The organism is Amycolatopsis anabasis, from assembly GCF_009765355.1.
Lineage (GTDB): Bacteria > Actinomycetota > Actinomycetes > Mycobacteriales > Pseudonocardiaceae > Amycolatopsis > Amycolatopsis anabasis.
Window position 1 is genome coordinate 192217 of record NZ_VTHK01000012.1, and the last position, 13587, is coordinate 205803.

At 67.9% G+C, this 13587-nt stretch carries 11 protein-coding genes and 2 tRNA genes; 4 read left to right on the top strand and 9 right to left on the bottom strand.

Going from position 1 to position 13587, the window contains the following annotated elements; all coding sequences use genetic code 11:
• Positions 1–16: 16 nt before the first annotated feature.
• The 5 genes from ftsX to FXO23_RS18240 all read right to left on the bottom strand — a co-directional run bounded on the left by ftsX (position 17) and on the right by FXO23_RS18240 (position 3933).
• A complete protein-coding gene (gene ftsX / locus FXO23_RS18220; RefSeq protein WP_158886398.1) occupies positions 17–916 on the bottom strand; it encodes a permease-like cell division protein FtsX in 900 nt (299 codons plus the stop codon).
• 65 nt (positions 917–981) lie between these two features.
• The gene (ftsE, locus tag FXO23_RS18225; protein WP_158886400.1) at positions 982–1671 is read right to left on the bottom strand and encodes a cell division ATP-binding protein FtsE; all 690 of its coding nucleotides are present in this window, start codon (positions 1669–1671) and stop codon (positions 982–984) included.
• Between the two features lie 141 nt (positions 1672–1812).
• Positions 1813–2916 carry a peptide chain release factor 2 gene (gene prfB / locus FXO23_RS18230; RefSeq protein ID WP_158886402.1) on the bottom strand — a complete coding sequence of 368 codons (1104 nt, stop codon included), beginning with the start codon at positions 2914–2916 and terminating at the stop codon, positions 1813–1815.
• A 74-nt stretch (positions 2917–2990) separates the two neighbouring features.
• Complete coding sequence (locus tag FXO23_RS18235; RefSeq protein WP_158886404.1) at positions 2991–3491, bottom strand: PadR family transcriptional regulator; 501 nt, start codon at positions 3489–3491, stop codon at positions 2991–2993.
• Between the two features lie 368 nt (positions 3492–3859).
• A tRNA-Met gene (locus tag FXO23_RS18240) sits at positions 3860–3933 on the bottom strand.
• A gap of 134 nt (positions 3934–4067) precedes the next feature.
• Here FXO23_RS18240 and FXO23_RS18245 point away from each other — a divergent pair.
• Complete coding sequence (locus tag FXO23_RS18245) at positions 4068–4472, top strand: acyl-CoA thioesterase (RefSeq protein WP_158886406.1); 405 nt, start codon at positions 4068–4070, stop codon at positions 4470–4472.
• A gap of 561 nt (positions 4473–5033) precedes the next feature.
• On the opposite strand, the gene FXO23_RS18250 is transcribed toward FXO23_RS18245, so the two are convergent.
• Positions 5034–5107: transfer RNA gene (locus FXO23_RS18250), tRNA-Met, on the bottom strand.
• A gap of 68 nt (positions 5108–5175) precedes the next feature.
• Positions 5176–8124, bottom strand: coding sequence for a UPF0182 family protein (locus FXO23_RS18255; RefSeq protein ID WP_158886408.1), 2949 nt, complete (start codon positions 8122–8124; stop codon positions 5176–5178).
• 158 nt (positions 8125–8282) lie between these two features.
• Between FXO23_RS18255 and FXO23_RS18260 the strand changes: the two genes are divergently transcribed.
• On the top strand, positions 8283–8915 hold the full coding sequence (locus FXO23_RS18260; RefSeq protein ID WP_158886410.1) for a PPA1309 family protein: 633 nt from the start codon (positions 8283–8285) through the stop codon (positions 8913–8915).
• A 99-nt stretch (positions 8916–9014) separates the two neighbouring features.
• Here the strand turns inward: FXO23_RS18260 and FXO23_RS18265 are convergent, their stop codons facing one another.
• Positions 9015–10019 (bottom strand): YlbL family protein, encoded by a 1005-nt coding sequence (locus FXO23_RS18265; protein ID WP_179956805.1) that lies wholly within the window; start codon positions 10017–10019, stop codon positions 9015–9017.
• Between the two features lie 289 nt (positions 10020–10308).
• Here FXO23_RS18265 and FXO23_RS18270 point away from each other — a divergent pair, with 289 nt between their 5' ends.
• Positions 10309–11679 carry a zinc-dependent metalloprotease gene (locus FXO23_RS18270; protein WP_158886414.1) on the top strand — a complete coding sequence of 457 codons (1371 nt, stop codon included), beginning with the start codon at positions 10309–10311 and terminating at the stop codon, positions 11677–11679.
• A gap of 90 nt (positions 11680–11769) precedes the next feature.
• Here FXO23_RS18270 and FXO23_RS18275 read toward each other — a convergent pair whose 3' ends face one another.
• On the bottom strand, positions 11770–12294 hold the full coding sequence (locus FXO23_RS18275; protein ID WP_158886476.1) for a M48 metallopeptidase family protein: 525 nt from the start codon (positions 12292–12294) through the stop codon (positions 11770–11772).
• 216 nt (positions 12295–12510) lie between these two features.
• Between FXO23_RS18275 and FXO23_RS18280 the strand changes: the two genes are divergently transcribed.
• Positions 12511–13560, top strand: coding sequence for a ThiF family adenylyltransferase (locus tag FXO23_RS18280; RefSeq protein WP_158886416.1), 1050 nt, complete (start codon positions 12511–12513; stop codon positions 13558–13560).
• The last annotated feature ends 27 nt before the right edge of the window (positions 13561–13587 follow it).

Here is a 13587-nt window from a genome sequence, read left to right on the forward strand (position 1 = left end):
GGGCGTGAGCAGCCGGTTAATGCCGCACGTAGAGACGGAGGGTGACGTAGCCGGTGATCGCGGAGATCACGATGGACACGCCGAGCAGGATCGGTGCGACCGGGAAGAGCACTTCCAACGCGGAGATCTGCGGTACGACACCACCCATCGCGCCGAGAACCTGGTCCAGGAAGGCGAATTTCGCCCCCACCAGGAAGCCGATCGAGAGCACCGCGCCGATCACCCCGGCGACGACGGCTTCCAGGAGGAACGGCAGCTGGGTATACCAGCGTGTCGCGCCGACCAGGCGCATGATCCCGACTTCGGTTCGCCGGGTGAACGCCGAGATCTGGATCGTGTTGGAGATCAGCAGCAACGCGGCGATCGCCTGGATGAGCGCGATCACGAAGGTCAGGTTCCGGGCGCCGTTGAGCAGGCTGAAGAACCGGTCCAGGAACTTGTTCTGGTCGTCGACCTTGTCCACCCCGGGTTTGCCGGTGTACTCCTGCACGACCGCGTCGCTGCGCTGCGGGTCGACCAGTTTCACCCGGAGCGAGGCGGGCAGCGACTCGGGGCGGGCGAGCTGCACCAGTTCCGGCTGGCTCTCGAAGATCTTCTTGAACCGGTTGTAGGCGTCCTCGCGGTTCTCGTAGATGACCGACTCGACCGCCTTGTTGCCTTCCAGCGATTGGCGGATCGCGGCACAGGTCTGCTGCGCGCAGTTCTTGTCGTTCGCGCTGATGTCCTCGGTGAGGAAGACGGTCACCTCGACGTCGGCGAGGTAGTTCACCTTCATCTTGTCGATGGTTCGCACCACGAGCAGGCCGCCGCCGAGCATGGCGAGCGAGATCGCGGTGGTGAGGATCATCGCGATGGTCATCGTGACATTCCGGCGGAGACCGGTGATGACCTCGCTGAAGACGAAACTGGCACGCATCGGGGACTGTCCCTTGTGGGTCGGGGGCTTGGCGGGGGGTGTGGGCGGGGATGGCGCCGGCGGGGTTAGCGGCCCACGCCGTACACCCCTCGGGCGTCGTCGCGGATGACCTTGCCGAGCTGCAGCTCGACCACGCGGCGCCGCATCGAGTCGACGATCGAGTGGTCGTGGGTCGCCATCAGCACGGTGGTGCCGGTGCGATTGATGCGCTCGAGCAGCAGCATGATGTCCTGGCTGGTGTCCGGGTCCAGGTTCCCGGTCGGCTCGTCGGCCAGCAGCACCAGCGGCCGGTTCACGAACGCCCGGGCGATGGCGACGCGCTGCTGCTCGCCGCCGGAGAGTTCGGTGGGCAGCCGGTCGGACTTGCCGTCGAGGCCGACCAGCTCGAGGACCTCGGGCACCACTTTCCGGATCGTCTGGCGCGGCTTGCCGATCACCTCGAGCGCGAACGCCACGTTCTCGGCGACGGTCTTGTTGGGCAGCAGGCGGAAGTCCTGGAAGACGCAGCCGATCGTCTGGCGCAGGCGGGGGACCCTGCGCCGGGCCATCTTGGCGACGTCGAAGTTGGAGACGAAAACGCGACCCTTGGTGGGCACCTCTTCACGCAGCAGCAACCGTAGGAACGTCGACTTCCCCGATCCGGACGGACCGATCAGGAAGACGAACTCGCCCTTGTCCACCTCGACGGATACCCGCTCCAAGGCGGGGCGGGTCGAGGTCTTGTAGACCTTGGAAACCTCTTCGAGCCGGATCACGGTTGCGCATCCTACTCATGCCGCTCGTTAAGCCGGGGTTGGCGTCGGCAGCAAGGGACCTTCGCTACGGCTCAACGAGAGCGAGGGACCTTTACTCCGGTTGAACCGTAGTAAAGGTCCCTTGCTTTTTTGGCAGCTCGCCTAGGCCGCCGTGGTTTGCTTACGCCAACGGATCCCGGCCTCGAGGAAGCCGTCGATGTCGCCGTCCAGCACCGAAGACGGGTTCCCGACCTCGAAGTCGGTGCGCAGGTCCTTGACCATCTGGTACGGGTGCAGCACGTAGGACCGCATCTGGTTGCCCCAGCTGGAGCCGCCGTCCTTGAGCGCGTTCATCTCGGCGCGCTCTTCTTCCTTCTTGCGCTGCAACAGCTTGGCCTGCAGCACCTTCAGCGCGGCGGCTTTGTTCTGCAGCTGCGACTTCTCGTTCTGGCACGACACCACGACCCCGGTCGGCAAGTGTGTGATGCGCACCGCGGAGTCGGTGGTGTTCACGCTCTGCCCACCAGGCCCTGACGAACGGTAAACGTCGACCCGGATGTCCTTCTCCGGGATGTCGACGTGGTCGACCTCTTCGACCTCGGGCAGCACCTCGACGTGCGCGAAGGATGTCTGCCGCCGGCTCTGGTTGTCGAACGGCGAGATGCGCACCAGCCGGTGCGTGCCCTGCTCGACGGACAGCGTGCCGTAGGCGTAGGAGGCGCTCACCTTGAACGTCGCGGACTTGATCCCGGCCTCTTCGGCGTAGGAGATGTCGTAGACGTCGGTCGGGTAGCCGTGCCGCTCCGCCCAGCGCAGGTACATGCGCATGAGCATCTCGGCCCAGTCCGCCGCGTCCACGCCGCCCGCCTCGGAGCGGATGGTGACCACCGCGTTGCGCTCGTCGTACTCGCCGGACAGCAGCGTGCGCACCTCGAGCGCGTCGACGTCCTTGGCCAACCCGGTGAGCTCGTTCTCCGCCTCGGTGCGGCTGGCCGCGTCACCTTCGGCTTCGGCGAGCTCGTAGAGCACGCCGAGGTCGTCGAGCCGCTGGCGCAGGTCGGAGACCCGGCGCAGCTCGCTCTGCTTGTGCGAGAGCTGGCTGGTGACCTTCTGCGCCGCCTCCGGGTCGTCCCAGAGGTTGGGGCTGGAGGCCTGCTGCTCCAGATCGGCGATCTGGGCGCGCAGCGACTCGAGGTCCATCACCGACTCGACCTGCGTCAGCTTGCCGGCAAGGTCCTTCAGCTCTGCTTCGAACTCAACACTCACGGCGTTCAACGTTACGCCAAGAGCCGCGGCCGGTTACCGGTAACCGGGTCCCGGCCACGCTCCGGGCGCCGTTTTCACGCCTGCGGGATGGTGTCCAGCAGTTTCAGGGCCGCCTTGGCGTGCGCCTGGGCGAACTCCGCGACCGCCTTGGCGTACGGGTCCTCGGCGGCCTTGGTGGCGGCCTTGGCCTCGTCCAGTTCCTGGGTGTAGCTGGCCCGGGCGTTGTCCACGAGCGTCGCCCGCTGCTTCGGGGTCAGCGCGCTCGCGTTGACCAAGCGCAGGATCGTGGGGCTGCGCATGTGGTCCGGACCAGCCTCGGAGGTCAGCCAGGCCTTGAAGGCCTTCTTGCCGGCCGCCGTGAGCACGTACTGCTGGCTGGAACGCGGGCCCTGCTTGCCGAGACGGACAAGGCCTTCCTTGGACAGCGCGGGCAGCTCCCGGTACACCTGGCTCCGGGTGACGCTGAAGAAGGCGCCAAAGCGCTCGTAGGCGCCCGCGACCAGCTGGCCACCGGTGGCGGGGCCGTCGTGGAGCAGCCCGAGCAATGCTGCGGCTGTTGCATTCAAATCAGACACACCTCCACGTTCCCACTTTTCGCCCCATCTGTCCACAGTGGTCACCGCTTCCGTCCACAATGGCTAGACACCCACCCGAAATCCCCCTTTCGGCCTAGTGCCCCCAACACAGTCCTATGTAGACCCACTCACCCAACGGGCCCCATAACCAACCCCATAACACCAACCGACCGCACCCCTCCCAACACAACCACCACCGGGGGCAAGGGGCGAAGCCCCCAATCGGGGGTCCAAGGGGGCGCAGCCCCTTCCAGGGGGGGGTCCAGAGGGACGGAGCCCTCCTGGCCGGGGTCTGGGGGTTGGACCCCCAGAACAACACGAAAGAGGCCCGCCCTGCGCTTTCCGCAGGCACGGGCCTCCAACCTCTGTAGCGGGGACAGGATTTGAACCTGCGACCTCTGGGTTATGAGCCCAGCGAGCTACCGAACTGCTCCACCCCGCGTCGTTGTGATGTCAACTGTAGCGGGTGCCTGATCCGGCCGTTACGGCGGGTTCCCTCTGTGGCGGGAGGACGGTCGTGACCTGGTCCGATACCGTCCGCGGCGGGCCAATGCACGGGCGACGGGAGGAGATCGCGTGAGCGCACCGGTGGTGCACGAGCACACGGTCCGGATCCGGCCGGTGGACTGCGACCGGCAGGGCGTGGTGCACGCGTCGCGGTACGCGGTGTTCTGCGAGGCGGCGATGGTGGAAACGCTGCGAGCGGGGCTGGGCGACTACCGGGAACTGGAACGCCAGAACGTCGACTTCGTACTGGCCGAGTTCCGCATCCGCTACTTCGCACCGGCCCGGTTCGACGAGTTGCTCCGGTTCCAGGTGCGCGCGGACCGGGTCGGCGAGACCTCGCTGACGATCGGTTTCGACGGCCTGGTGGGCGATCGGCGGGTGGTTCACGCCGTGGCGCGGTATGTCATGGTCGCCACGGACACGGGCACGAAAACGCCGCTCATCGCCGGCGTCCGCCGAATGTTCGGCGGCTAGCAAACGCTCCCGACCGGCGCCGAAGACGATCTCCGCCAAACTTTTCGAAGAAATCTCCCCGCGCCATGTATCTGCGTGGAGCCTCCCTGCTCTTGACCGGTGTGGGGGAGGTGAGGTGCGATCGGGTACCGCGCCGGGGGTGTACCCGATCGCCCACCTCACCGTCCAACCGGCCACCGCGCCCACCGTTCGTCCACAACGGACCGACACCCCGTCCCCGCGCGAGCCGCAGCAGCAAGGGACCTTTACTCCACTCAAACCGCAGCAAATCTCCCTCGCTCCTGCCCAGCAAGAGCAAAGGTCCCTCCCTATCGCGCCCTCCCCCACCAGCCAAGATCACCCAATCGTGCACCCAACCCAAGCCGCACCCACCAACAAATCGCAACCACCACCGGGGGTACGGGGCGAAGCCCCCAATCGGGGGTACGGGGGCGCAGCCCCCGCCAGGGGGTCCAGGGGGACGGAGTCCCTCCTGGCCGGGGTCTGGGGGTCGGACCCCCAGTGCAATGCGAAAGATGCCGAGGTCCGCGCCTTCCGCGGACACTCGGCATCCATCATCTGTAGCGGGGACAGGATTTGAACCTGCGACCTCTGGGTTATGAGCCCAGCGAGCTACCGAGCTGCTCCACCCCGCGTCGGTGACACCTACTTTACGCTCCGGTTTCGCCGGAGTGCAAAGCGGGTGTCCCGTTCGTAAGCAGTGTCACCCTCCGCCGGTCTGGCCGCCGGCGTTCTTGGCGGTCTCGTAGTGCTTGGCGGCGGCGTCGAGTTCGGCCAGCGCGGCGCCCTGGTCGGCGAAGTTCCCGGACTGCTGGGCGGCCCGGAGCTTCGCGAGCGCCGCCTGGATCTCGCCGACCGCCTTGTCCAGTTCGGGATTGGCCTGGCCGGTCGGCGGCGGCGCCGGGGTCTGCGATGTCTGGCTCGGCGTCGTGGGGGTGGTCGTCGGGTTCTGTGGTGGCTGTTGCACGGGCGGCGTCGTTGTGCCCGGACTCTCCCCGAAGATCTGTTTGAGCGCCTCGTCCAGGGTGGGGGCGAAGCCGATCTTCGGCCCGTACGACACGAGTACCCGTGCCAGCTGGGGATAGCTGTTCTGGTTGCGCTGCTGGATGTACACCGGTTCCACGTAGAGGAAGCCGTTGGCCACCGGCAAGGTCAGCAGGTTCCCGAAGATGACGTTGACGCTCTGGTTGGTGAACAACGTCCGGTCCTGAGCGAACTTGGCGTCGCTCTGGAACCTGTTCTGCACTTGGACCGGGCCGTCGACCTGCGCGCTGCCGTCCGTGGGTAGTCGGAGCACGCGGATGGTCCCGTAGTCCTCGGGATCGGAGGAGACCGATACCCAGGCGGCGAGGTATTGCCGCTGCAGCGCGGTCAGCGAGCTGGTGAGCTGGAATTTCGACTTGTCCTCGCCCGGGACTTCCGCGAGGACGTAGTACGCGGGCTGCTTGGCGACGCCGGACGCGTCCGGGTTGATGCCGCCTTCCTGGGTCGGGTCCTGGGGCACGTTCCAGAAGGTCTGGGTCGTGTAGAACTCCTGCGGGTTCTGCACGTGGTACTTGGACAGCAGCTCGCGCTGGACCTTGAACATGTCCTCGGGGTACCGGAAGTGCTCACGCAGTTTCGGCGAGATCTCCGAGCTCGGCTTCACGATGCCGGGGAAGACGTTCTCCCACGCCTTGAGCACCGGTTCCTTGTCGTCGATCGAGTACAGGTTCACCTGGCCGGTGAACGCGTCCACGGTCGCCTTGACCGAGTTGCGGATGTAGTTGATCGAGTTGTTCGCCTGCCGCGCGACGCCGGAGAGCGAATCCTGTGTCGCGGCGCCGAAGCCGGTCTTCTGGGCGTAGGGGTAGTTGTCGATCGTGGTGTAGCCGTCGACGATCCACTGGATCTTGCCGTCGATCACAGCCGGATACGGGTCGCCGTCGACCTGCAACCAGGGCGCGATGTTGCGGACGCGTTCACGCGGATCCCGGTTGTACATGATCTTGGAGCCGTCGCCGATGGCGTCGGAGAACAGGATGTTCCGCTCGCCGTACTGGGCGGCGAAGACGAGCCGGTTGAACCAGTTGTCGATCGGCACGCCCCCGGTGCCCTGGTACAGGTAGTTGCGGTCGGCGGCGGTGTCGTACTCACCGGGCGCCTTGCCCGGCGCGCCACCGACGATGGCGTAGTCGGTGGCCAGTTCCCCGTAGTAGATGCGGGGTTCGGTGACCTCGATCCCGCTTCCCTTGGGGTTCTGGGTGTCGCTGGTGGAGGCGACCGGGTATCCGCCGTCGCTGTTGGCGCCCTGGACCGCGCGGTCGATCGTGTTCGCCGGGGCGGCGACGAACCCGTTTCCGTGGGTGTAGACGAGGTGCCGGTTGATCCAGCTGCGCTGGTTCTCGGCGAGGCCGTCGGTCCGGATCTCCTTGGCCGCGACGATGTAATCCTGGGTCTTGCCGTTGACCGTGTAGCGGTCGATGTCCAGTTTCTGCGGGAAGCCGTAGATGTTCTCCCGCGCGACCCGCTGGGTGAACGTCGGGCTCAGCACGTTCGGGTCGAGCAGCCGGATGTTCGGGATCGTGCCCTGATCCGCCTTGATGTCCGCCGCGGTGGCCTGCGACTTGCCGCTGTAGGGCTCGTATTGCACGTTGGTCAGGCCGTAGGCGTTCCGGGTGGCGTCCATGTTGCGCTGGATGGACAGCGCTTCCTTCTCGTTCGCGTTGGGCCGCACCGAGAACTGCTCGAGCACCGCGGGCCAGGCCGCGCCGACGATGATCGCGGACAGGATCAGCAGCACCAGCGCGATCGCCGGCAGCTGGATGTTGCGCAGGAAGGCGCCGACGAAGAACGCGATCGCGCAGAACACGCAGATGCACAGCAGGATCAGCTTCGCGGGCAGCGCCGCGTTCAGGTCGGTGTAGGTGGCGCCGTAGAAAAGCGGGGCGTTGCGGTCGGAGAACAGCAGGTTGTACCGATCGAAGAAGTACTCGACCGCCTTGAGCAGTACGAAGATCCCGATGGTCACCGAGAGCTGGACCCGGGCCGGACCGGCGAGCTGCCCGCCCTTGCCCGCGAGGCGGATGCCACCGAACAGGTAGTGCGCGATCAGCGCGCCGAAGAAACTCACCACGAGCGCGATGAACAGCCAGCCGAGCAGCCAGGTGTAGAAGGGAAGGTCGAACGCGTAGAAGCCGATGTCCTTGCCGAACTCGGGGTCGGTCTGGCCGAACTCGGTGCCGTTGAGGAAGAGCTGCACGCGCTGCCAGTCGCTTTGTCCGGTGGCGCCCGCGATCACCCCGGCGATCACCGGGATGCCGATACCGAACAACCGGATCCGGCCGACCACGGCGGAGCGGTACCGGGCCAGCGGATCGTCGGTGCCGGAAATGGGTACGAACACCGGCCTGGTTCGATAGGCGATCGTCAGGCTTATCGCGAGCAGGCCGCCGACCAGCACCGCGATCGCGAAGAACAGCACGATCCGGGTCAGCACGATCGTGCTGAACACGCTGCGTGCCCCCACCTCGCCGAACCACAGCCAGTCGACATAGGTATCCAGCAACCGCGCGCCGAGCAACAGGGCCAGTACGACGATGGCCGCGATGATCAGCAGGATCCGGCTACGCCGGGACAGCTTCGGCAGGCTGACAGGGGGCCGACTGGCCACTGCACACGCTCCTGATGTCGTGATCTCTTTCCCGGGGTTGCCGGCACCCGCAAGCTACCCCTGGCTACCTAACTCTACGGATGGTGTTCCGAGTTCCCGGAACCACCCAAACCGGACGCGGGGCGACACCTTCCAGGCGCGCCTGCGACGATGGCCGAATGGCGCAGAGTGAGAATCAGGCGGCGGAAACGAGTGTGGCCGCCCTCGCCCGTGAAGTCGAGGAATTCGTGGCATCCGGCGGGTGGGACCAGCCGCCGCAGTTGTTCGCGCTCGTGCCGACCGAAGCGCTGATTCGGGAGCAACCCGAACTCGCCGAGCAGCTCGGCGACGCCGGTCCGCTGACCCCGGTGGCCCAGGAGGCCCTGCCCGAAGGCGATCTGGCCGAAGCGCTGGCGACCATCGCGTGGCCCGACGCCGTCGCGGGTTGCGCGCTCGCGCAGGAGATCATCGTGCTGCCCCCGGATGCCGAGGCGGAGCTGCCCGACGAGGGCGCGGGGGATGCCGAACGGCTTCGGCAGGCGGCGGCCGATCACCCGCGGCGCACCGAAGCCCGGCTGGTCGCCGCGGTGCTGCGGGACGGTCAAGGCGCCTGCGTGATGCGCCTGCGCGCCCAATCGCCGACGTCCCCCGCCGAAGTTCCGGAAGCCGTCCAAGCTGGGGCCACCGACTCGGCCCCGTCCCCGACCGGCGCCGCGGGTACGCCCGACCCCGCCGCGGTCGACGAAATCATCGAACACCCCGACCTCGCCCCGAACCTCATCACCGCCCTGCGCGCCACCCTGGCCCCCTAGCCTGGAAACTTGCAGGAAGGCCTATTCGCTCCCGTCTGCGGGGAGCAAGGGACCTTTACTCCTGTTGAACCGGAGTAAAGGTCCCTTCCTGCCGCGACGCTACGAACAGGACGGGGTGGGGCGACCGGCCTTGAGATCATCGAGGGCGGTGAGGGCGGAGTCGAGGCTGGTCACCTTGACCAGCTTGAGGCCCTCCGGAGCCGCGGCGGCCGCCTCCGAACAGTTGCTCTCCGGGGTCAAGAACACCGTCGCGCCGGCTTCGCGCGCCGCGACGACCTTGAACGAGATCCCGCCGATCGGCCCGACTTCACCCTTTTCGGTGATCTCACCGGTACCCGCGACGTGCTCCCCCGCCACCATCTCGCCCGGCGTGAGCCGGTCCACGATCGCCAGCGCGAACATCAGGCCCGCGGACGGCCCGCCCACGTCCTGGAGCGAGATCTTGACATCGAACCCGACGTCCGCGCGGTCGATCGGCTGCAGACCGATGAACCCCTCGGGCCGGTCCTTGTTCTGCCCCAGCACCAGCGACTCGGTCCGCTGCGGCTGGCCGTCGTGCTGGAACGTGATCGAGATCGACTGACCGGGTTTGGTGCCGGCCAGCGCGGCCCGCACGTCCTCCTCGTTCTTGATCTCCTTGCCGTTCACTACCAGTAGCCGATCACCCGCGGCGAGTACGTGGTCGGCGGGGCTGCCCGAGACGATCTCCTTCGCGAGCACCTTCGTGGGGAAGCCCAGGTGGCGCAGCGCGGCGACCTCGGCGTTGCTCTGCGAATCCTGGAACTGCTGGACGTTCTCGCGCTTGACTTCCTCGTCGCTCTCGCCCGGTTTGAAGTACTCCTCGCGCGGGGCCAGCGCGTACCGGCCGCTCACCCACAGCCCGAGCGCCCCGAACAGGCTGACCTCGTCGTTGAGCGACACGGTCGTCATCCTCAGCTCACCCGACGTCGGGTAACTCTGCTGCCCGTCGATCTGGATGACCGGAACGCCACCGGCCTGACCGAGCGTGTCGTAAGTGGGGCCAGGGCCGATCGCGACATAGGGAACGCGCACGAACGCGCCGGTCAGCCCGAAGGCGACCACCAGCAGCCCGCTGAGCAGCAGCGTCCAGCCACGCCTGCTCAGCCGCGTTCCGCCGTCCGCGCGGCTTGGGCTGGGCGGTGGCGGAAAAGGTTCAGGTTGTCCGCGTTCCGCGTGCTCCGCGGATGCGGTCGTCCCGCCAGGCGACGCGTTCGCCTGCCTGGCGCCTCTGGCTGCGGGTTCGTCGCGGGGCTCCGTCACCCGAGACAGCGTACGGTCACCGGCATACGATCAGTGTGGAGGCCACGCCCCACGAGGTGAACGGCATCCGGCTGGCGCAATGCCGAGTGCGTCGGCCGCGTACGGTGGTGTTATGAGCAATCCCCCATTCGGCTTCGGTCCACCCGATCCCGACAAGCGCCGCGAAAACGATCCCGCGGAGGGTGGCGGTCAGCAGCAGCCCGACATGGGCGCCGACGCGTTCAACCAGCTGGGCCAGATGCTCAGCCAGCTCGGGCAGATGCTCAGCCAGGCCGGTAGTTCGTCCGGCCCGGTGAACTACGACCTGGCCAAGCAGATCGCCGTGCAGAAGCTCACCAGCTCCGGCGAGGCCAAGGTCGGTTTCTCCTCGGCTGGCGACTCCGGCACCGCGGTGCGCGACGCCGCCCACCTGGCCGAACTGTGGCTCGATGCCGCCACGATCCTGCCCGCGGGCGCGTCCACCTCGGTGGCCTGGTCGGCCCGCGACTGGGTGGAGAAGACCCTGCCGACCTGGCAGCGGCTGTGCGATCCGGTCGCTCAGCAGGTATCCGGCGCCTGGGTCGAGGCACTCCCCGCGGAGGCCAAGCAGGCGGCCGGCCCCCTGCTGTCCATGGTCGGTCAGATGGGCGGCATGGCCTTCGGCTCCCAGCTCGGCAACGCGCTGGCTCAGCTCGCGTCGGAAGTGCTCACCTCCACCGAGGTCGGGCTTCCCCTGGGGCCGGACGCCACTTCGGCTCTGCTTCCCGCGAACATCGAGAAGTTCACCGAGGGCCTCGAGCTGCCGAGCAGCGAAGTGCTGGTGTTCCTCGCCGCCCGGGAGGCGGCGCACCAACGGCTGTTCGCCCACGTCCCCTGGCTGCGGCAGCGCCTGCTCGCGACGGTCGAGGAGTTCGCGCACGGCATCACCGTCGACACGTCGGCGCTCGAACAGCTCGCCGGCCAGGTCGACCCGAACAATCCGGCCAGCATCGAGGAGGCCATGTCCTCCGGCCTGCTGGAACCGAAGACCACCCCGGAGCAGCAGGCGGCGCTCTCCCGGCTGGAGACCCTGCTCGCCCTCGTCGAGGGCTGGGTGGACGTCGTGGTCGCCGACGCGATCGGCGACCGGCTGCCCGGCGCCGACGCCCTCCGCGAGACGCTGCGGCGCAGGCGTGCCACCGGCGGCCCGGCCGAGCAGACCTTCGCCACGCTCGTCGGCCTCGAACTGCGGCCCCGCCGCATGCGCGCGGCTTCGGCGCTGTGGAAGCTGGTCGGCGAGCAGCACGGCACCGAGAAGCGGGACGGGCTGTGGTCCCATCCCGACCTGATGCCGAACACCGAGGACCTGGACGACCCGATGGAGTTCGCCGAGCGGCTCGGCGCCGAGGGCGGCGCGGACGCCGACCTCGACCCGATCGCCGAACTGGAGCGGACCCAGCGCGCCGAAGAGCAGGCCAAGGCGGACGAGGACAAGGGCGACGACGGCAAGACCGGCCAGGCCTGACCCCGCGGGGCTGGTCCCCGCGCAGGTCGCGGCGTCCACCCGAGGTGCCGTCCTGCGGTGGTTGACCTGTCCATGTGTCGCCTCCTCGCCTCAGTCGTCCGAGTCCAGTTCGGTGATGCCCCAGCCTGCTGCGGCGGACAGTCCCTCCAGGTAACCGATCGCCCGCTCGGTCTTCGGATACCTGCGGACGAGGGTCCAGAACCGCGCGTTGTGCCCGGCCTCCAGCAGGTGCGCGAGCTCGTGCACGAGGACGTAGTCCAGCACCCAGGACGGAACGTCACGCAGACGTTCGCTGACCCGGATGGTGGCGTCGGCCGGTGTGCACGACGCCCACCGCGTCCGCATCGGCGGAACCCAGCGCACGCTCGCCGGGGTCGCCGTGCCGTCCAGGTAGCGGGTGGAAAGTTGCAAGCACCTGGCCTCGAGGGCAGCGTCGGACGCCCTGGCCGGGGACGCTCGCCGATTCTCGGTGCGCTGTAGCTTGCGCTCCATCTCAGCGACCCAATGTTCCTCCTCGGCACGGCTCATCTTGGCCGGGATCAGGACGACGAGCGTGTCGCCTTCCCGGTACGCGGTGACCGTGCGACGACGCCGTGCGCTCCGCCGCACCTCGATCTTTTGTTGTGAAGGCTGCGATTGCCGGGCCTTCTTGTCCCGGCTCCCCAGTGAGGGCACCCGTGCTTCGACCACCCATTCACGGTACGGCCAGAGACCGACAACTCCGATGGCTGGAAAGTCACATCGGCCGAGTTGTCCACATTTAGCCACACCTGTGGATAACTCGGCACCTTGCTTAGCGGCTGGTTAGCGAGGTGTTGTCACGCTTTGCCCATGACAGATCAACTCACCGAGTTTCCCGAGGTCACCCTGCCTCAATGGCCGAGGCTCCTCACCGGCCTCGAAGTGCTGGAACGGGGTGAAGACGAGATCCAGATCGGCCTTGATCCCCGGCACGGCGTGATGGCCAGCGGGCTACCGCCCGATCTGGTCGCGGCGCTCCGCAGCCTGGACGGGACCAGGCGGACCGAAGCCCTGCTCGCGCTCGCCAAGAGCGAACACGTCGAGGAGCTTCGCGCGGTACTCACCGGGCTCACCCAGCTCGGCCTGATCGAGGACGCGGGGCCACCCGCGCGCCACCGGAGACCGGCCGCCGAAGCTGGCCTCTGGTCCCTGCGCTCCAGGCGGCCGCGCCAGGAGATCGCCACCCGTCGCGAGCACGCCGCGGTCGTCCTGCACGGCAGCGGCCGCCTGGCGATCGCGATGGCGACGCAACTCGCCGCGGCGGGGATCGGCCGCATCCACGTCGAAACGAGTGGCAACGTCACCGAGGAGGACCTGGGCTGCGGCTACGTCGAGTCGGACCTCGGCTCGTCCCGGGCGGCCGCGTCGATCGCGGCGATCCGGCGGACGAATCCGGCGACCAGGACCGGGCGCCTGCCCAGCGATCGGCGCCCCGAACTGGTCGTCCTCACCGACGCCGTCGTACCCGCACCCGAGGTCGTCTGCATGCTCGTCGCCGAAAGCGTGCCCCATCTGGCGGTGCGCATCCGCGATGGCCTGGGCATCGTTGGGCCGCTGGTCCTGCCAGGCCGGAGCAGTTGCCTGCGCTGCGCGGATCTCCATCGAACTGCTCTCGACGCATGTTGGCCGAAGGTCGCGAGCCAACTGGCCGGCCGGCGTCAGCAGGCCGATCTCGCCAGCGTGCACGCCACCGCGGCGATGGCGTGCGGCCAGGTCCTGCGGATCCTGAACCCGGGGGACGGCCCGCCGCCGGTGTGGAACGCGACCATCGAGATCGACACCTACGAAGGCACCATGGGCCGCACCGAATGGCCGCCGCATCCCGCCTGCACCTGCGAGGCCGCCCGCACCAACGCCTGACGAGCGCGTTCGGACGGTGCCGGCGTA